Source organism: Streptomyces sp. 2P-4 (assembly GCF_030167965.1).
Taxonomy (GTDB): Bacteria; Actinomycetota; Actinomycetes; order Streptomycetales; family Streptomycetaceae; genus Streptomyces; species Streptomyces globosus_A.
The window spans coordinates 3,402,825-3,420,917 of the sequence record NZ_CP095011.1 but is presented as its reverse complement, the minus strand read 5'-3'; the positions used below and the strand labels follow the sequence as shown (position 1 = coordinate 3,420,917).

The 18,093-nt window shown below is 72.5% G+C and carries 15 protein-coding genes and 3 pseudogenes; 11 read left to right on the top strand and 7 right to left on the bottom strand.

Going from position 1 to position 18,093, the window contains the following annotated elements; genetic code table 11:
* Positions 1-58 precede the first annotated feature (58 nt).
* Positions 59-1,255: a pyridoxal phosphate-dependent aminotransferase gene (locus MUK52_RS14905; protein WP_284576970.1), complete on the bottom strand. Its 1,197-nt coding sequence runs from the start codon at positions 1,253-1,255 to the stop codon at positions 59-61.
* 153 nt (positions 1,256-1,408) lie between these two features.
* Here MUK52_RS14905 and MUK52_RS14900 point away from each other — a divergent pair, with 153 nt between their 5' ends.
* The 7 genes from MUK52_RS14900 (at position 1,409) to fbaA (ending at position 8,199) form a co-directional block, all read left to right on the top strand.
* The gene (locus MUK52_RS14900; protein ID WP_284576968.1) at positions 1,409-1,684 is read left to right on the top strand and encodes a hypothetical protein; all 276 of its coding nucleotides are present in this window, start codon (positions 1,409-1,411) and stop codon (positions 1,682-1,684) included.
* Between the two features lie 331 nt (positions 1,685-2,015).
* The gene (locus MUK52_RS14895; RefSeq protein WP_114053457.1) at positions 2,016-2,558 is read left to right on the top strand and encodes a DUF2617 family protein; all 543 of its coding nucleotides are present in this window, start codon (positions 2,016-2,018) and stop codon (positions 2,556-2,558) included.
* A 194-nt stretch (positions 2,559-2,752) separates the two neighbouring features.
* A complete protein-coding gene (locus tag MUK52_RS14890; RefSeq protein ID WP_114053458.1) occupies positions 2,753-4,393 on the top strand; it encodes a polyamine aminopropyltransferase in 1,641 nt (546 codons plus the stop codon).
* A 67-nt stretch (positions 4,394-4,460) separates the two neighbouring features.
* Positions 4,461-5,390, top strand: a complete 930-nt coding sequence (locus MUK52_RS14885; RefSeq protein ID WP_284576964.1) for an SRPBCC family protein — start codon at positions 4,461-4,463, stop codon at positions 5,388-5,390.
* 131 nt (positions 5,391-5,521) lie between these two features.
* Positions 5,522-6,322, top strand: a complete 801-nt coding sequence (locus MUK52_RS14880) for an aldose epimerase family protein (protein ID WP_114053460.1) — start codon at positions 5,522-5,524, stop codon at positions 6,320-6,322.
* A 31-nt stretch (positions 6,323-6,353) separates the two neighbouring features.
* On the top strand, positions 6,354-6,893 hold the full coding sequence (gene pyrE / locus MUK52_RS14875) for an orotate phosphoribosyltransferase (RefSeq protein ID WP_114053461.1): 540 nt from the start codon (positions 6,354-6,356) through the stop codon (positions 6,891-6,893).
* 283 nt (positions 6,894-7,176) lie between these two features.
* Positions 7,177-8,199, top strand: coding sequence for a class II fructose-bisphosphate aldolase (gene fbaA / locus MUK52_RS14870; protein ID WP_114053462.1), 1,023 nt, complete (start codon positions 7,177-7,179; stop codon positions 8,197-8,199).
* A 252-nt stretch (positions 8,200-8,451) separates the two neighbouring features.
* Here fbaA and MUK52_RS14865 read toward each other — a convergent pair.
* A pseudogene (locus MUK52_RS14865) lies at positions 8,452-9,729 on the bottom strand (IS701 family transposase); the annotation flags it as partial.
* 241 nt (positions 9,730-9,970) lie between these two features.
* Here MUK52_RS14865 and MUK52_RS14860 point away from each other — a divergent pair.
* Positions 9,971-10,243: pseudogene (locus MUK52_RS14860) on the top strand (DUF3151 domain-containing protein); the annotation flags it as partial.
* A 90-nt stretch (positions 10,244-10,333) separates the two neighbouring features.
* On the opposite strand, the gene MUK52_RS14855 reads toward MUK52_RS14860, so the two are convergent.
* Positions 10,334-10,753, bottom strand: coding sequence for a DUF3151 domain-containing protein (locus MUK52_RS14855; RefSeq protein WP_284576960.1), 420 nt, complete (start codon positions 10,751-10,753; stop codon positions 10,334-10,336).
* 221 nt (positions 10,754-10,974) lie between these two features.
* On the opposite strand from MUK52_RS14855, the pseudogene MUK52_RS14850 reads away from it, so the two are divergent.
* Positions 10,975-11,793: pseudogene (locus MUK52_RS14850) on the top strand (recombinase family protein); the annotation flags it as partial.
* A gap of 510 nt (positions 11,794-12,303) precedes the next feature.
* Here MUK52_RS14850 and MUK52_RS14845 read toward each other — a convergent pair.
* From MUK52_RS14845 to MUK52_RS14830, 4 genes are all read right to left on the bottom strand, one after another.
* On the bottom strand, positions 12,304-13,152 hold the full coding sequence (locus tag MUK52_RS14845; RefSeq protein ID WP_284576958.1) for a histidine kinase: 849 nt from the start codon (positions 13,150-13,152) through the stop codon (positions 12,304-12,306).
* A 3-nt stretch (positions 13,153-13,155) separates the two neighbouring features.
* Complete coding sequence (locus tag MUK52_RS14840) at positions 13,156-13,725, bottom strand: hypothetical protein (protein WP_284576956.1); 570 nt, start codon at positions 13,723-13,725, stop codon at positions 13,156-13,158.
* 9 nt (positions 13,726-13,734) lie between these two features.
* A complete protein-coding gene (locus tag MUK52_RS14835; RefSeq protein WP_284576953.1) occupies positions 13,735-15,192 on the bottom strand; it encodes a hypothetical protein in 1,458 nt (485 codons plus the stop codon).
* A 426-nt stretch (positions 15,193-15,618) separates the two neighbouring features.
* Entirely contained in the window at positions 15,619-15,831 is a 213-nt protein-coding gene (locus MUK52_RS14830; protein WP_284576951.1) for a hypothetical protein, read from the bottom strand.
* Between the two features lie 167 nt (positions 15,832-15,998).
* On the opposite strand from MUK52_RS14830, the gene kynA reads away from it, so the two are divergent.
* Both kynA and kynU read left to right on the top strand, forming a co-directional pair.
* Positions 15,999-16,844, top strand: coding sequence for a tryptophan 2,3-dioxygenase (kynA, locus tag MUK52_RS14825; protein WP_284576949.1), 846 nt, complete (start codon positions 15,999-16,001; stop codon positions 16,842-16,844).
* Entirely contained in the window at positions 16,837-18,048 is a 1,212-nt protein-coding gene (gene kynU / locus MUK52_RS14820; RefSeq protein ID WP_114053466.1) for a kynureninase, read from the top strand. The genes kynA and kynU overlap by 8 nt, the downstream gene beginning before the upstream one ends.
* Positions 18,049-18,093 lie beyond the last annotated feature (45 nt).

Here is an 18,093-nt window from a genome sequence, read left to right as displayed (position 1 = left end):
GGCACGGGCTCCGGCTGAACGGCCGGGCCCCGTGCCTGCACGTCCATCCGGCTCGCGCTCAGCGAGACAGCCGACCGAGGCGCTCAACCGCCTCTTCCAGAACAACCGTGCGCTTGCAGAAGGCCCAGCGGACGTGGGTCGCGCCCGCTGTGCGGTCGTCGTAGAAGACCTGGTTCGGGATGGCGACGACGCCGCACCGCTCCGGCAGGGAGCGGCAGAACGCCAGGCCGTCCTTCTCGCCCAGCGGGGTGATGTCGGTGGTGATGAAGTACGTGCCCTGCGGGCGGAACACCTCGAAGCCCGCCGCGGCCAGGCCGCCGGCGAGGAGGTCCCGCTTGGCCGCCAGGTCCGCGCGGAAGTCCGCGTAGTAGGAGTCCGGCAGGTCGAGGGCCTCCGCGACCGCGTACTGGAACGGCCCCGACGAGACGAACGTCAGGAACTGCTTCGCGGAGCGGACCGCCGCGACGAGCTCCGGCACGGCCGTGACCCAGCCGACCTTCCAGCCGGTGAACGAGAACGTCTTGCCGGCCGAGGAGATCGTGACCGTCCGGTCGCGCATGCCCGGGAGCGACGCCAGCGGTGTGTGGACGCCCTCGAAGACCAGGTGCTCGTACACCTCGTCCGTCACGACGAGCAGGTCCCGCTCCACCGCCAGCTCGGCGACCGCGGCCAGCTCCGCGGGGCCCAGTACGGTGCCCGTCGGGTTGTGCGGGCTGTTCAGCAGCAGCAGGCGGGTCCGCGGGGTGACCGCGGCGCGCAGCTCGTCGAGGTCGAGGGCGAACGCGCCGCCGTGCGGGCGGAGCGTGACCGGGACGCGGGCGGCGCCGGCCATGGCGATGCAGGCGGCGTACGAGTCGTAGTACGGCTCCAGGGCGACGACCTCGTCGCCCGGTTCGAGCAGCGCCAGCAGTGACGCGGCGATCGCCTCGGTCGCACCCGCGGTGACCAGCACCTCGGCGTCCGGGTCCCACGACAGGCCGTAGAACCGCTCCTGGTGGCGGGCGACGGCGGCCCGCAGCTCGGGGACCCCCGGGCCGGGCGGGTACTGGTTGCCGAGCCCGGTCAGGACGGCGCGGGAGGCGGCCTCGGCGATCTGTGCGGGCCCGTCGGTGTCGGGGAACCCCTGGCCGAGGTTGATGGAGCCGGTGCGCGCGGCCAGCGCGGACATCTCCGCGAAGATCGTCGTGCCGAAGGACGCCAGACGGCGGTTGAGGAGGGGGCGGCGGCCGGCCGCGGGTTCGGTCATGGGCGCCATCCTGGGGCGAACCTCTGGAGTTGCTCAAGTGCGCTTTGGGCGAGGCGGCCGCCGGGAATCGTTGCTGCACGCGGGACGAGGGGATCCCGCTCCTCGGGCGACCGAGGCCTAGGCAAAGGGGGTCGAAGGATGGTCCTGGGTGTTCTGATACTGGTGGCCGTGCTCGTTGTCGGCGTGGGGGTCATCGTGGCCGTCGCCGCCAGGTTCGCCGCCGCCAAGCCCGCCACGTCCCTGTCCAAGCCCGCGGTCAGGCGGCACGGCTCGTCCTCGTCCTCGTCGTCCTCGTCGTCCTCCACCGACTCCGGGTGGTGGGTCGGCACGTCGTCCTGCGGGTCGTCCTCGTCCTCCTCCTGCGGAACCTCCTCCTCTTCCTGCGGTTCCTCCTCGTCCTCGTCCTGCGGGGGCGGGGGCTGCGGCGGCGGCAGCTGACACGGGGCAGCTGCACCGCGCGCACGGAGCGCCCGGCGGCGCACGGAAGCCGCCGGGCGCCCCCGTATCCATCACCCGGAAGGGTCAGGCGGCGGGGTTCGGAAATGCTGCCGGTGAACACGTGAACTGGCGGGCCCCCGCGGGGATGTAAACCCAACCAAGTTGGGTAAAAACGCTGTGAGTGCCGTGCCTTTCATGATTCCCTCGGTTGAGTAGACCAGTCCCCGGGCCCCGCGGGATCTCCTGCGGACCCGAGCCGGTTTCCCCCCACCCGTTGACCACCGCTGGCGGGGTCCGGCCCCTCTCCCTCGCGCGTTTGCGGAGCCGACTCATGCTCACGACCCTCCAGACCACCTACACCGACACGCGTGCTGCCGACCTGGCCTGGGCCCTGGGCCGTGGCCGGCTGCCCGCCCTGGCCGTGCTGAACCTCGAACTGAACGGTGCCAAGGTGGAGTTGCGCCTGCTGGGGGCCTCGCACCAGGTGCTCCTGGAGGAGGGCGAGGTCGTCTGCTCGGAGACGGTCGCCTGCATGCCCGGCAGCAGCACGCCCCTCCCGCTCGGCGTGGCGAAGCGGATGAGCGGCTGGGAGTACGAGTTCGCCGCCCGCGTCGAGACCCTGTCGCAGGGCTCCTTCGCCGGCCGGGCCCAGGAGCTGCTCGCCCTGGTCGCGGACCACCCGAACGGATTGGCCGGAACCTTTCCCGGCAGCCCGCACGCCTTCACCGCGATGCTCGCGCAGCGCCACGAGGGGCAGGTGCGCTGGCGGACCTGGCACGCATACCCGCAGGAAGGCCAGTTGGTGGCCACCCGTACGAGGGTCGGGGTGCGCGCGGGTGCACCGGCCGGCGCGTTGGAGCCGGCCGCGCCCTGACAGCCGCCGGTGCGCCCCCGCCCCGGCGCCGCAGCCGCCCTCCGCTGCACAAATCACCGCCGGGGCCGGGGGCGCAGGGTCTCGCGACCCCGCTGCACCGGCCCGGCGCATTGCGCCAACCGGCTGAAACAGGAGGGTACTTGCACCCATGTGGGTGACTTGATGCCCGTGGGCGGTGACATACGGTTCGCTGCATGATCGACCGTTCCGTCCCCCGCCGGGTGCGCCCGGCTCCGGAGCCGCCGGCCGCGGCGGCGCCGGCGGCCGCCCTCCCCGTACGGCCCCGGACCGGCCGACTCCTCGTCCTGGCCACCGTCTTCGTCTGCGCCGCCTGCGGCCTCGTCTACGAGCTGGAGCTGCTGGCCCTCGGCTCCTACCTCATCGGGGACTCCGTCACCCAGACGTCCGTCGTGCTGTCCGTCATGGTCTTCGCCATGGGTGTCGGATCCCTCCTGGCGAAGCGGCTGCGGACCCGGCCCGCCGTCGGGTTCGCCCTCATCGAGGCGGGCCTCGCCCTGCTCGGCGGGCTGTCGGCGATGGCGCTGTACGCGACCTTCGCCTGGCTGGGCGAGTCCCGGCCGGCGCTCGTCGCGTTCTCCCTCCTGATCGGGGTGCTGATCGGCGCGGAGATCCCGCTGCTGATGGCCCTCATCCAGCGGATCCGCAGGCAGGACGCCGGGGGCGCCGTCGCCGACCTGTTCGCCGCCGACTACGTGGGCGCCCTCGTCGGCGGCCTCGCCTTCCCCTTCCTGGTGCTGCCGGTGCTCGGCCAGCTCACCGGCGCCCTCCTGACCGGCACCGTCAACGCCGTCGCCGGCGCAGCCCTGGTCCTGTGGCTCTTCCGCGGCGACCTCACCCCCCGCTGGCGCCGGCTCCTCCTCGCCGTGAACGCCGCCGTCCTCGCCGTCCTCGGCGCCGCGACCGTCCTCGCCGACGACTTCGAGGAGGTCGCCCGCCGGGCCGTCTACGGCGGGGAGGTCCGCGTCGCCCGGCAGACCGGCATGCAGGAGCTCGTCATCACCGGCCCCGCCGGCGGCCCGCCGCGCTCCCTCGACCTGTTCCTGGACGGGCGCCTGCGGGTCAGCGGCTACGACGAGCACCGCTACCACGAGGCGCTCGTCCACCCCGCCATGACCGGCCCGCACGAGCGGGTCCTCGTCCTCGGCGGCGGCGACGGCCTCGCCGCCCGCGAGGTGCTGCGCCACCCCGGCGTGGCCTCCGTGACCGTCGTCGACCTCGACCCCGGCGTGGTCCGCCTCGCCCGCACCGACCCGGTGCTGTCCGCACTGAACGGCCGCGTCTACGAGGACCCGCGGACCGCCGTCGTCACGCAGGACGCGTTCCGCTGGCTGCGCGGCCCGGCGGCCGCCCTCCGCTTCGACGTCATCGTCTCCGACCTGCCGGACCCGGGCGTCACCCCCAGCACCAAGCTGTACTCGCAGGAGTTCTACGGGCTCGCCGCCCGCGCCCTGGCCCCCGGAGGCCGCCTCGCCGTGCACGCCGGCTCCCCCGCCGCCCGCCCCCGTACGTTCTGGACCGTCGACGCCACCCTCCGCGCGGCCGGCCTCGCCACCGCCCCCTACAGCGCCGGAGGCCGCCTCGCCGGGTTCGCCGGGCCCGACCGCAGCCCGCGGGCCGGCGACGCACCGCCGCAGGAGTGGGGCTTCGTCCTCGCGGGACGCGGGCCGGACGCCCCCGAGCTGCGCGTCGACCAGGGCACGCCCGCGCTGCGCTCGCTGACCACCCGGTCCCTGCGCGACGCCGCCCGCGACACGGAGCGGACCCGGGTGGCGGGGCTGCCGCCGTCGACGCTCCCGCATCCGCGCTACTCCTGACCGCTCCCGCGGATCGCGGTGCGCCGCGGGGGGCCCGCGGGCGGCCCGCGTCGGTAGGCTCGACTGCATGGAGCATCAGGTCTTCCTCCCGGTACCGGCCGACCGCCTCCGCGCCGTGCTGCGCGACCCCGCCCGGGTGGCCCGCTGCGTGCCCGGCCTCCAGCAGGACGCCGACGCCGCGGCCGCGGAGGCGGCCCCGGGCCAGGTCGCCGGCCGGCTGAGACTGCGGGTCGGCGGGAACACCGTCACCTACCGCGGCCGCCTCTCCGTGGCCGCCCGGGGCGGCGACCGCTTCACCGTCGAGGGGGAGGGAGTCGAGATCCGGGGCAGCGGCACCGTCAAGCTGACCGTGGACCTGCGGCTGGCCCCGGCCGGCGAGGGGAGCTCCCTGGAGTTCACCGCCGCGGGCGAGGCGGGCGGGCGGGCCGCCGGGTTCGCACCGGACGCCGTCGAGGCCGCCGTCCGCAGGCTGCTGGACAAGGCCGCAGCCCAGCTCGCCGTCCAGGCCGGAGCACCGCACGCGCCGCACGCGCCGGACGCCCCGGACGCGGGCACCGCCGGCACGGCCGACACCGGGGACACCGCCGGGGAGGGCGCACCGGACACCGAAGCCGGGGACACCGAAGCCGGGGAGACCGCCGGAGCCACCCCGTCGGTGTACGACACCGAGGTGCCGCCCTCCTCCCTCGACCCCTTCCTCGACGGCGACTTCGAGGACCTCGGCGGCGTATCCGACTTCGGCGAACTCGACCGCATGCGCGACACCGACGCGTACGGCGCCGCCCAGCCCCCCGCCGAGGCCGCCCACGCCCGCCGCACGATGATCGGCCGCAGCGCCGAGGAGGTCGACCACGCGCCCCCGCGCGGCCGCTACGCCCCCGTCCCCGCACCGGCGTCCGCCGCCGCGGGGGCCGGCCTGCGCTGGATCGCCCCGGCCGCCGCGTTCGCCCTCGCCTCGGCGGTCGTCATCGGCCGCGCCCTGCGCCGCCGCCGCTGAGCTCCCACCGGCAGGACCGTCGGCCCGCGCACGCACATCCGGCACAGGCCACGGACCTCCGCCCGGCGGTGCACCGCACCGTACGCCTCGGCCCGGCAAACCTTCCCGGTCACAGCACTAGGCTCGGCCGCATGAGTACGCAACTGTCGGCCGGCGGCGTGGAAGTGACCGTCGACCAGGAGAACGGCTGCCGGATCAGCAGCCTGCGCATCGACGGGACGGAGCTGCTGCGCCAGGGCGCGCACTACGGCTGCTTCCCGATGGTGCCGTGGTGCGGGCGCACCGCGTACGGCGAGTTCCGCGACGGCGCCGCCGTGCACAAGCTGCCCGTCAACCAGCCGCCGCACGCCATCCACGGCTTCGGCCGCGACGCCGCCTGGCGCCCGGCGCCCGCCGCGGTGACCGCGACCGACGCCGCGTTCACGTACGACCTCGCCGACCCGTGGCCCTACCCGGGCCGTGTCACCCAGACCGTCAGCCTCGACCCGGGCGGCAGCTCCCTGACGCTCGCCATGGGCGTGGAGACGTACGGCGACTCCTTCCCCGCCCAGGCCGGCTGGCACCCCTGGTTCCTGCGCAACCTCGGCGCCGGCGGCGAGGACGTCCGCCTGGACTTCGACCCCGTCTGGCAGGAGGAGCGCGGCCCCGACCACCTCCCCACCGGCCGCCGCACCGACCCGCAGCCCGGCCCGTGGGACGACTGCTTCGGCATGCCCTACGGCGTCGAGGCGGTGCTGACCTGGCCCGGCGAGCTGGAGCTGAAGGTGACCAGCCGCGCCGAGTGGGTCGTCGTCTACGACGAGCAGCCGGAGGCCGTCTGCGTGGAGCCGCAGTCCGGGCCGCCGAACGGCCTGAACACGCTGCCGCGCCTGGTGACGCCGGTGGACCCGCTGGAGGTCTCCATGACCTGGGCCTGGCGCCGTCTGTCGTAGCGCCCGCGCGCACGCAACTAAGCTCGGGGCCATGAGTGACGTACGCGATGCGCTTCTGCAGCAGATCAAGGACAAGGCCGTCGTGCACGGCAAGGTGACCCTCTCCTCCGGCAAGGAGGCCGACTACTACATCGACCTCCGCCGGATCACCCTCGACGGCGAGGCGGCCCCCATGGTCGGCCAGGTCATGCTCGACCTGACCGCCGAGCTCGACTACGACTGCGTCGGCGGCCTGACCCTGGGCGCCGACCCGGTCGCGACGTCGATGCTGCACGCCTCCGCCGCCCGCGGCGGCCGCCTCGACGCGTTCGTCGTCCGCAAGGCGCAGAAGGCGCACGGCATGCAGCGCCGCATCGAGGGCACCGACGTCAAGGGCAAGCGCTGCCTCGTCGTCGAGGACACCTCCACCACCGGCGGCTCCCCGCTGACCGCGGTCGAGGCCGTCCGCGAGGCCGGCGGCGAGGTCGTCGCCGTCGCCACCATCGTGGACCGCGGCGCCGCCGACGCGATCGCCGCCGCAGGCCTGCCGTACCTGACCGGCTACCGCCTCGGGGACCTCGGCCTGGCCTGAGCGCGCGGCCCCGAGGGGCGCCCGCGACGGGGACCGGCCGCGGCGCATCCGCGGCCGGTCTTGCATGCCGGACCGCCCACCGGCTTCCCCGGAGCCCGGCCGGCCGCCGCGAAACCCGCTCTGAGCTGCGGGTTTCTCACCCGGTGGCCTGATTTCCGGAAATCGCAGCGGCCGGCGCGGGTCGAGTGACACGCGGAGCGTGGAAAGATAGGCGCGACGGTTACGTCGCCCCCAGGTCAGGGTCAGCAATCGCACACTCCCCGCACAACAGAGGAGCGGACAGATGCCCATCGCAACCCCCGAGGTCTACAACGAGATGCTCGACCGGGCGAAGGCAGGCAAGTTCGCCTACCCGGCCATCAACGTGACCTCGAGCCAGACCCTGCACGCTGCCCTGCGCGGCTTCGCGGAGGCCGAGAGCGACGGCATCATCCAGATCTCCACCGGCGGTGCGGAGTTCCTGGGTGGCCAGCACAGCAAGGACATGGTCACGGGCGCGGTCGCCCTGGCCGAGTTCGCGCACATCGTCGCGGCGAAGTACGACGTCAACATCGCGCTGCACACCGACCACTGCCCGAAGGACAAGCTGGACGGGTACGTCCGCCCGCTGATCGCCGTCTCCGAGGAGCGCGTCAAGGCCGGCCGCAACCCGCTCTTCCAGTCCCACATGTGGGACGGCTCCGCCGAGACCCTGGCCGACAACCTGGCCATCGCGCAGGAGCTGCTGCCCCGCGCCGCCGCCGCCAAGATCATCCTTGAGGTCGAGATCACCCCGACCGGCGGCGAGGAGGACGGCGTCACCCACGAGATCAACGACGAGCTGTACACCACCGTCGACGACGCGATCCGCACCGCCGAGGCCCTCGGCCTGGGCGAGAAGGGCCGCTACCTGCTGGCCGCCTCCTTCGGCAACGTGCACGGCGTGTACAAGCCGGGCAACGTCGTCCTGCGCCCGGAGCTGCTGAAGGACCTCCAGCAGGGCGTCGGCGAGAAGTACGGCAAGACCAGCCCGTTCGACTTCGTCTTCCACGGCGGCTCCGGCTCCACGGAGGAGGAGATCGCCACCGCGCTGGAGAACGGCGTCGTGAAGATGAACCTCGACACCGACACCCAGTACGCGTTCACCCGCCCGGTCGCCGACCACATGTTCAAGAACTACGACGGCGTCCTGAAGGTCGACGGCGAGGTCGGCAGGAAGTCCACCTACGACCCGCGGACCTGGGGCAAGCTGGCCGAGGCGAGCATGGCCAAGCGCGTCCTGCAGGCCTGCGCCGACCTGCGCTCCACGGGCACCCGCCTGAAGTAGCGGCCGGCCGGCGCCCTGACCGGCCCGGACACACGCACGGAGAAGGGGCCCGGTGCTCCCGCCGCTCGGCGGGGGCGCCGGGCCCCGCCGCGTTCAGAGGGCCGCGAGCGCGGGCCGGCGTACCGCGGCGGTGTGCCGGCCCCGCGCGGCGGCGAGCGCGCCCGCGCGGGCCGCCACCGGAACCGCGACCGGAACCGGAGCGGCGTCGGTTGTACCGGCCGTACGGGGGACGGCGACCGGGACGGAGCCGGGGGCTCCGGCCGCCGGCGCGGCCAGGCAGAGCGCCGCGTGCGCCACGGACGCCAGCGTCACGTGCCGGTGCCAGCCGGGCAGCGACCGGCCGGAGAAGTCGCGCAGGCCCACCCGCTGCACGCTCGCCGCGGACGCGGCCGACACCCGCAGCGCCGTCTTCGTCATCCGCACCAGCGCAGCCGGGTCGGTGCGCACCATGTCCGTCACCCACAGCTGCGTCGGCAGCCGGCGCGCCGCCTCCCACTCGCCGAACAGCAGCACCTCGCGCCGCCGGCCCTGCGCCGGGTCGGGGACCATCACCCGTACGGCCGCCACCAGCGACGTCCGCCGCGCGCCCGGCACCTCCGGGTCGGGCCACTCCACCGGCATCCGCAGCCCCCGCACGTTCTGCAGGACGTCCCGCGCGGCCATCGTGCCCGCGCCGAACCCCGGCACCCGCGGGTCGGTCACCAGCAGCCGCGCCTCCGCACCGATCCGGGCGACCACCGGCACCCGCGCCTCGGCGAAGCGGTGCAGCGTCGACCGCGTCGCGATGTCCCGCACGTCCAGGACGACCGGCCGGACCGGCAGCCGCGCCTCGCGCACCGCGTTCAGCACGCCGCTGACCGCGCAGCCCGCGTACGACTCCTCCTCGCCGGTGCCGCACTCCTGCACCGAGTCCTGCGAGGGCGCCGGCGCCGACTCCTCGTCGAGGAAGAGCCGCCACCCCACCGGCGTCACCACCGGCGCGGAGGTGTACCAGAGCCCGAACGCCTGCTGCCCGCGGAACATCTGGCCCCGGTGCGGGTCGAAGCGGTGCCCGGCGCCCACCGAGTGCTCGCCGCCCTTGGGGATGGCCATCGGCTGCGCCACCCAGGCGGTCAGCGGCGCCGTCCGCCCCAGGTACTCGGCCAGCGCGGTCCGGATCGGCTGCCAGTCCCACGTCGAGGCGGCGATGAAGTGGTGCAGGCTCTGCTCCGCGGCCGCGGCGCCGGCGCCGCCGGCCGCGCCCGCCCGGTCTAGCTGGAGGGCGATGTTGCGGATCGACTTGCGGCCCTCGGCGGTGAGCAGCCCCTGCACGTACTGGCGGCCGCGCTCCCGCTGGTCCTTGCGGCGCAGGGAGGCGAACACCGCGGAGCACAGTTCCTCGACGGCCCCGTCCGCGCACGCCGCGCCGTTCGCGCCGGCCGCTGCTGCTGTGGCGGCGGCGGCCGCGCGGGTGCCGGCGGGCCGGCTGCCGGAGGCGGTGAGGGCGGCGGCGGTGCGGTCGGCGGTGCGGGTGCTGGTGGCGGCGTTCACGAGTTCCCCTTCGTCGATGGCCCCCCTACCGTCCGCCGCGGCCCCCCGCCGCGGGGAGGTGCGCCGGGCACACGGCTCGGCCGCCGGGTGGTGGGGCGCCCACCACCCCCCGCCGGAGGCTGCGGTGGCGGTGGGCCCGCCACCGCCGGGCGCGCGGCGGGCGCGGCGCCGGGGTGCCGCATGCCGGGCAGCGCGCCGGGGAAGGCCGCCGTACGGGACGCGGATGCCCCAGACTTGGGGCATGTCCATTCACCAGAACCTGCTCGGGGGCCCCGCCCCCACCCACCTCCCCGACGAGCCGGGCCGCGAGGCCATCGCCGCGGGCACGCCCGCCGTCGAGGTGGCCGCCGCGCACCCGACGTCCTCGCTCGCCTGGGCGGTCCTGTCCGACGAGGCGTTCGCCGCGGGCCGCAGCGTCGAGGCGTACGCGTACGCGCGCACCGGCTACCACCGCGGGCTCGACGCGCTGCGCCGCGCCGGCTGGAAGGGCCACGGCCCGGTGCCGTGGGAGCACGGCGCTACATGTGATCGTGTGATTCCTGCTTCCCGTGCCGCCGTCGCTGTCTGAGTGACGGCGGCACAGATGTTTCACCTGTGGTGATGGTTACCGCTTCAGCTCGGCGTACGCCTCGGAGCTGCTGTCCTTGAGGAACTGCCAGCACCGCTCCGTCTCGTCCTTCTCGTCGATCTCGCCGGCGGCGCGAGCGAGGGCGGCGAGGCATCGCAGGAACCCGCGATTGGCCCGGTGCTCCCAAGGGATGGGGCCGTGTCCCTTCCATCCGGCCCGGCGCAGTGCGTCCAGACCCCGGTGGTAGCCGGTGCGCGCGTACGCGTACGACTCCACCACGCGCCCCGCCTCGAAGGCGTCGTCGGCGAGCATCGCCCAGGCGAGCGAGAAGGTGGGATCCTTCGCCACCACTTCGGCCGGCGGCAGGGACTCCTCACTCAGGAGGCGGTACGCCTCTTCATTCTCCGGCAGGTACGTCGGCTCCGGGCCGCCGAGCAGGTTCTTGTGCGTCGTCATGGAAGCAGTCTGCCACTCGGGGAATGGCATCCAAGATGCCCGCGAGGGATATCGGCCGTGGACCAAGGAGAGATGAGAATGGCAGTTGATGTAACCGGTGGCGCCATGCGACGCCCCGGCGCATGGCGGCACGACGGGGGTCCTCCGGGACCGTACACGTGGGCATCTACACCCGGATCAGCAAGGACGACGAGGCTTAGGGTCTCGGCGTCGCGCGGCAGGAGGAGGACTGCCGGCTGCACTGCGCCGCCCGGGGGTGGGAGGTCGCCAAGGTCTACGAGGACAACGACCTCTCTGCGTACAAGCGCAAGACGGTGCGCCCCGAATTCCGACAGATGCTTGAAGACCTGAAGGCCGGGCGGATCGACGGGGTCGTCGCCTGGGACATCGACCGCTTTACGCGTCAGCCGCGCGAACTGGGGGCATGGATCGACGAGTATGAGGATGCCGAGCGCGGGAAGCGCCATCTCGTCTTCGACTCCGTCTCCGCGTCGGACATCGACCTTTCCACGGAGAACGGCCGGTTCATCGCCCGGATCAAGGTCACCATCGCCAACAAATCCTCGGCGGACACCTCGCGGCGCACGAAGCGCAAGCACCTGGAGCTGGCGATGCAGGGCAGGCTCCCCGGCGGCCGGGCGCCGTACGGTTGGAACCGCGACGACCGCAGGACGCTGGTCCCGGAAGAGGCCGAGCACCTCCGCACGGCGGTGAAGGACTTCCTGGGCGGAATTTGGTGGGCGTCGATCGCGCGCGACTGGCGGGACAAGGGAGTCCGGTCCCACAGCGGCGGCTTCTTCGACGACTCCAAGATCAAGCGGATGCTGCAGATCGCGGAACTGCGGAGGGAGCGAGTCCTGCACTGCGCCGAGGCCGCGACGTTTACGGCTGGCCCCGTCGACATCCGGAAGCGATGGGAGAAGCTGACGATCGAGCAGCAGCGGGTCGCCGTCCTCAAGGTCTTCCGCGCGGTGGTCATCAAGCCCGCGTCCAGGGGGCCGATCTTCGACCCTGCGGACATCGAGCCGGTGCTCAGATGACGAGGTCACAAACGGCAGGCGGGCCACGTAGCAATCGGGGCCCGGCTTCGTTCGTTCACGACCGGTTTATGCCGAAGATGCGGAGCAGGTCATCCCCCTACCCGGCCATCTACGAGGCGTGGGCCGATCAGATGGGTGTCCCGTCCAAGGAGACGGTCGAGCGGGCCCGCGCACGGGTGGACGAAACGATCTGTGCGGAGCGCGCATTTCCGGGTCATCGGCCTCGGCGGCATCCTCGTCTGCTGTTGACCAACACATAGCGCCGAGTACATGCAACCTCCCCCCCGGGGAAGGGTCCCGACGATGATGACGGATGAGGGCCACGCCTGCGGCTGCCGGTGCGGTGGCACCCCTACCGGCGGAAGATTCTTGCCTGGCCACGACTCGAAGACTGTGCCGCAGCTTGAAGCGGACCACGGGAGCCTGATCGCCTTGTGGGCCTGGTACGAGAAGGCGATGGCCGATACGCCGCCCAAGGCGCTTTGACGCGCATCCGGTTCACCGTGATGTTCAGTCGCGCACTGCACCGGTTCCGTTGCTCTGGGGCCCCCGGACCTCGTTCTCACCGGGGAGGAGGTCGGTCATCATGTCCCATATGCGCTTGCTGTTTACCGGACGGAGCACCAGAGGGCTGTCCGGTCCCACCTGGCCCTCGTGCACCGGCTCGGACGGGGATTCCCGGTGCCAGTAGCCCAGCGGACCGCAGTCCCAGATGCCGAATCCGCGTACACCGACCGTCAGCTGCCCGCCGTCCCGGCCGTGCCACGCCGAGGTGAGCCGCCAGTGCGCGCGCAGTTCGGTGAGCAAGTGGGAGAAGAGGGAGAGGGCGGGCTCGGTGAGGTCCCCCACTTCGGTCAGGGCCCGCTGGATCCGTTCGGGCGCGTCGTCGTCCGCCGGGCCGTCCAGGGCGGCAAGCCCAACGTCCATCGTCCCGATGGATGTCTCTATGTACGGCACCGCGACATCGAGCGCATCGGCCTGCCGCAGGTTCACCAGAAAGGCCAGCGACCATACGAGCAGTTTCGGCTCGACCTGCGCGTACTCGACCTCGCGCTGCCCCGGCCATTCCTCGTGCGAGAAGACGTACGTCTCACCGACCGCCAGCCCGTGGTTCAGCACGCCCTGCTGGCCGATTACCTCCGCGCTGATTGCCACCTCGGGTGCGGCCAGAGTCTCCAGCAGAGGGACGAGCTGGACGGAGATCTCTCCCGTCTCGCTCACGAGCCCGGAGTGCTGCAGTTCGGCAGCAGCGGCGCCGTACCCGGCAGGCAGCGGCTCCCCGCTCATCATGTGGATCAGCAGCGCCAGGTGGTCCTCAGCCAGCCGGAAGCGGGATCGGGCGCTGTCATAGGAAGGCATCAGTCAGCTCCGCGCTGCGTTGTCGGCCAAGAGGTTGAAGATCGTTGAGAAGCCGGCGCGGAAGGCACCGCCCAGGGTCAGCTGAGAGCGGTTCACACGGGAGAAGAGCACCGCCAGGGAGATGTCGACCGGCTCGGCAGGACCGTCGATCACTACCGTGAGGCGGCGCCGCTTCCTCCCGAACCCCGATTCGGTGACCGTGACGGCCAGTCCCGGGCGGGTGAAGGCGTACTTCTTCCGGCTGACCGCAGTGCACCGGTAGTCCACCCCCTCGTTCGTCAGACGTAGTGCGCGCCGCTCACGGCTCACCGCCCAGGGGTTCCTTCGCAGCCTCACCTTCTCGTCGGCGACCCACAGTTGGGCGCCCGTCAGCCGTGGATCGCCGCCAAAGAGGGAGAACCCGGTCAGGAGCGCCGTCGGAATCACAGTGCCCTGTACCTTCGCACCCGTTCCATCCTTGGGACCGAGATCCTTTGGACTGAACACTTCGATCGCGCCGAACTCCTCGGACGTGCCCGACCAATCGCGTGTGCGTCTGGTGTGTGCTCTTGTCATCTCGAACGAGGTGGTCAACGCGTGCTCCTAGTCGAAGGGGTTGAGGAACTTGCCGACCTTGCTCGCGCCGGACGCGATTCCCTTCCCGAGATCCTCCGCCTTGTCCCCCACCCAGTCGGTGGACGTGTTCCACGCGTCGGCGATGTTCTCCCGGTTCTCCCAGACAAGGGCACCGGCATAGATCACACCCGTGCCGACGGCCAAGCCCACCGTGACCGGGTTCGGGGCGATCATCGCGGCAGTGAGGGTCGCGTTGAATGCGGTGCCCGTCAGGTCGGAGGCGAATTTGTCGGGGTTGTTCGCGATCTTCTCCGAGTCATAGGTGGAGAGGTTCGCGACCCCGTAGAGCGTTGCACCCGCGGACCCGACGACGCCGAGCCCCCGCATCGCACCGGCCGCCTTGGCTGCATTGGCCAGGCCGCCGCTCTCGGCGACCGTGAGGAGGTTTGCCTGACTCGCTGTGGGAGTGATGAGCGCGCCGTTCTTCATGTATGAGCCGTACTGCGCAGCCACCGCATGGGAGCCGCCTAGGGCCGATCGGACGGCAGGGGAGACGCCGTTCAGGGCGTTGGCGGTCCCGGGAACGTTCATGCTGCCGTTGATGAGGCGCGCGGTCAGGGTGCCCGGGGCGTTCAGCGGAACGCCGGGATTGCGGTAGGCCTGGATCAGGGCGGACACGCCGGGGACCGTGACACCGGTCGCCCTGGCGAAGGCGGCGAGGGAGACGGCACCTGATACGTAACGGGAGTAGAGCTTGCCCCATTCCGGGTTGCCCGAGAGTCTGGCGACGATGTCACCCTGAGCGCGCGCCGACCACATGCTCAGGGTCTCCGTCTTCGGATTCATCATCAGCGAGCTGAGGTCGAGAGAGACCTCATCCCCGGCCTTCGGCGGGGCGGCCGCGATCATGTCACCCTTCGCCTGGCCGTTGAATCCGCTGCCGAAGGTCATATCGTTCGCGTTTCCGCCGCCGATGGTGTCCGTGATCACGGTCTCCAGTGACGCCTTGAGGTCCTTGTCCGCCTCGTCGAAAGACCTCACACAGGCATCGATGTGCTCGGCCCAGGCCCCTTCGTTCTCCTTGACACTCTGGAGGGCCTTGGAATCCGCCTGGAGGTCGGCGCGCTCCTGGCCGGTCAGTCGGTCGTAGTCGTAGGCGACACGACCCTGCTCCGAGACCTTCATGCCCGCAGCCACAGCGTCCGCGCGGGCGGAATCAAGGACCTTCTTGAGCTCAGCGAATCGCTCACGCCCCGCGCGCAGCACCTTGGCAGTGGCTTTTGCCTGGGTTTGCGCCGCCAGATACTCGTAGTGGGTGCCGACGGACCGGCGGTTGGCGGCGATTGCCGAGACCCCCACCCAGCCGGAGCCGGTTGTGATGGGCAGGACGGCGCTCCTGTAGCGCCCTTCGACCTTCTTCAGTTCCTCGGCGACCTTGTCCCACCCCGTCGCGGCGGTATCGAGAAGGCCGAAGTCGGTGGCCATGGCCTCGTGATACGTCAGCAACGCCCATCCCCCGAGAGCATCTCGCCGGCATAGGGCGCACCAAAGCCCGCGTAACCGTTCCTGTGTTCGAGGCAACCCTACCCAACCTGACCCGTCCACGTGCCGGCACGCGAACCGAGGAAGCGTGCCATGGAGTGGCAATGGATTCGGACTGATCGTCTTCTCACTCACCCTGCCGCCCGCCGCGGTGGCGGTGATCGTCGGTCGGGTGCCGCGTCGCCTGCGGTGCAGGCCGGCGGCCGCACGCACGCATGGCTGGGGCTTCCTGCCGATCTACGCCACCGCATCCGCGAACGCCGTGCGCGACTCGCCGGGGGCTTCCCCGGCATCGACCTGGCCTGCACCGCCGCCGACGGCGCCTCGCGGGGTCGGGTACCCGGCGCTGGGTGTCGCCAAGTGCAGGCATCAGGCAGGTGGGTGCGGGCTGGAGCCGATTGGTGTCGACGCGTCGCTGTCATGAAGGGCGCCCGCCGCCGCGGAGGGCGGGGAGGTCTCCCCTGTCGGGGGCTTGTCGCCAGTCCACTCCGTGGAGCAGATTCCGGCGAGGTCCATCACCCATTCCAGGTTCCGCTCCGGCAGTCGGGCCGCGAGGCTGTCCAGCCACTCCTGCTCGGTCATGTCGTGCTTCCCACTGCCGGTGTGTGAAATGCGTGTGTGACGACCGTCACGCACCATTGGAGCACCCGGGGGGAGCGGTTTTATGATGCGCACAGGGGACCGGGGCTCCACACACCCTTTCGGAAGGAGCGGACCGCTACCCGGAAGCACGTGTCGAGGAGACAGCGATGTCGAACACCCTTGATGCCTCCGGAGCCGGTTCGGACACCCCGAACCTCGACTTCGCCGGCACGACCCCGTACGAGGACTACGTCCAGGCGGACGTCCTCACCCACCTCCAGCACCCCCGCTCGGACGACCCGGGCGAGATGGTCTTCCTGGTCACCACCCAGGTCATGGAGCTGTGGTTCACGGTCATCGTCCACGAGTGGGAGACGGCCGCGAGGGCCCTGCGGGAGGACCGCGTCCCCGTCGCGATGGACGCGCTGAAACGATCCCTCCGCGAGCTGGAGGCCCTCAACGCCTCCTGGCGCCCGCTCGCCCAGCTCACCCCCGCCCAGTTCAACTCCTACCGCGGCGCCCTCGGCGAGGGCTCGGGCTTCCAGTCCGCGATGTACCGGCGGATGGAGTTCCTGCTCGGCGAGAAGTCGGCGTCGATGCTGGTCCCGCACCGCGGCGCGCCGCGCGTCCACGCGGAGCTGGAGAAGGCGCTGCACGAGCCGAGCCTGTACGACGAGGTGCTGCGGCTGCTGGCCCGCCGCGGCCTGCCCGTCCCGCAGTCCGTCCTCGACCGCGACCTGTCGCGGCGCTACGAGGCCTCGCCCCAGGTCGAGGCCGTGTGGACCGCCCTGTACGGGGACCCCGACGCCCATCCCGACCTGCACCGCCTCGGCGAGGCCCTCACCGACGTCGCCGAGCTGGTGTGGCGCTGGCGCAACGACCACCTCGTCGCCACGCGGCGCGCGATGGGCGCGAAGACGGGCACGGGCGGCTCGGCCGGCGTCAGCTGGCTGGAGAAGCGCGCGTCGAAGAACGTCTTCCCCGAGCTGTGGACGGCGCGCAGCCATGTCTGAGCCGACCACCCGCCGCGCGGCGGAGCTCGCCGAGCGCGCCGCCGGACTCGACGCCGCCGACCCGCTCGCCGGGCTGCGCAAGCGCTTCACCCTGCCGGACGGTGTCGTCTACCTGGACGGCAACTCGCTCGGCGCGCTCCCCGCGGGAGTGCCGGAGCGCGTCGCGGAGGTCGTCTCCCGCGAGTGGGGGACGGAGCTGATCCGGTCCTGGAGCAGCGGCACCTGGTGGACGGCGCCGGAGCGGATCGGCGACCGGATCGCCCCGCTCGTCGGCGCCGCGCCCGGGCAGGTCGTCGTGGGCGACTCCACCAGCGTCAACCTGTTCAAGGCGCTGGTCGGCGCGGCCCGGCTCGCCGGGCCCGGCCGCACCGAGCTGCTCGTGGACGCCTCCACCTTCCCGACCGACGGCTACATCGCCGCCTCCGCCGCCCGGATGACGGGGCTGACCGCCGTCCCGGTGGACCCCTCGCGGGCCGCCGCGGCGATGGGGGAGCGCACCGCCGCCGTCCTGCTCAACCACGTCGACTACCGCAGCGGCCGGCTCCACGACCTGCCCGGTCTGACGCGCGCCGCGCACGCCGCGGGGGCGCTGGCGGTGTGGGACCTGTGCCATTCGGCGGGCGCGCTGCCCGTCGGGCTCGACGCCCACGGTGTGGACTTCGCGGTCGGCTGCACGTACAAGTACCTCAACGGCGGCCCCGGTTCGCCCGCGTACCTGTACGTCGCCGAACGCCACCAGGAGGGCTTCGACTCGCCGCTGCCCGGCTGGAACGGGCACGCGGAACCGTTCGCGATGACCCCGGAGTACGCGCCCGCCGCGGGCGCCGTCCGGGGGCGGGTCGGCACGCCCGACATCCTCTCGATGCTCGCCCTGGAGGCGGCGCTCGACGCCTGGGACGGGGTGGAGGTGGAGGCGGTGCGTGCGAAGTCCCTCGCGCTGACGGACTTCTTCCTGGAGTGCGTCGCCGCGTACGTGCCGCAGGGCCGGGTGGAGTCGGTGACTCCGGCGGCGCACGCCGAGCGCGGCAGCCAGGTCTCGCTGCGCACGGAGGGTGCCCGCGCGGTGATGGACGAGCTGATCGCACGCGGCGTGATCGGGGACTTCCGCGCCCCGGACGTGCTGCGGTTCGGCTTCACCCCGCTGTACGTCGGCTTCGCCGACGCGGAGCGCGCGGCCCGGACGCTGGGTCACGTTTTCGGGTGATCCCGGGGCGAAACGTCACGGCACGGGGCGGGCGGGGCGCGGTCC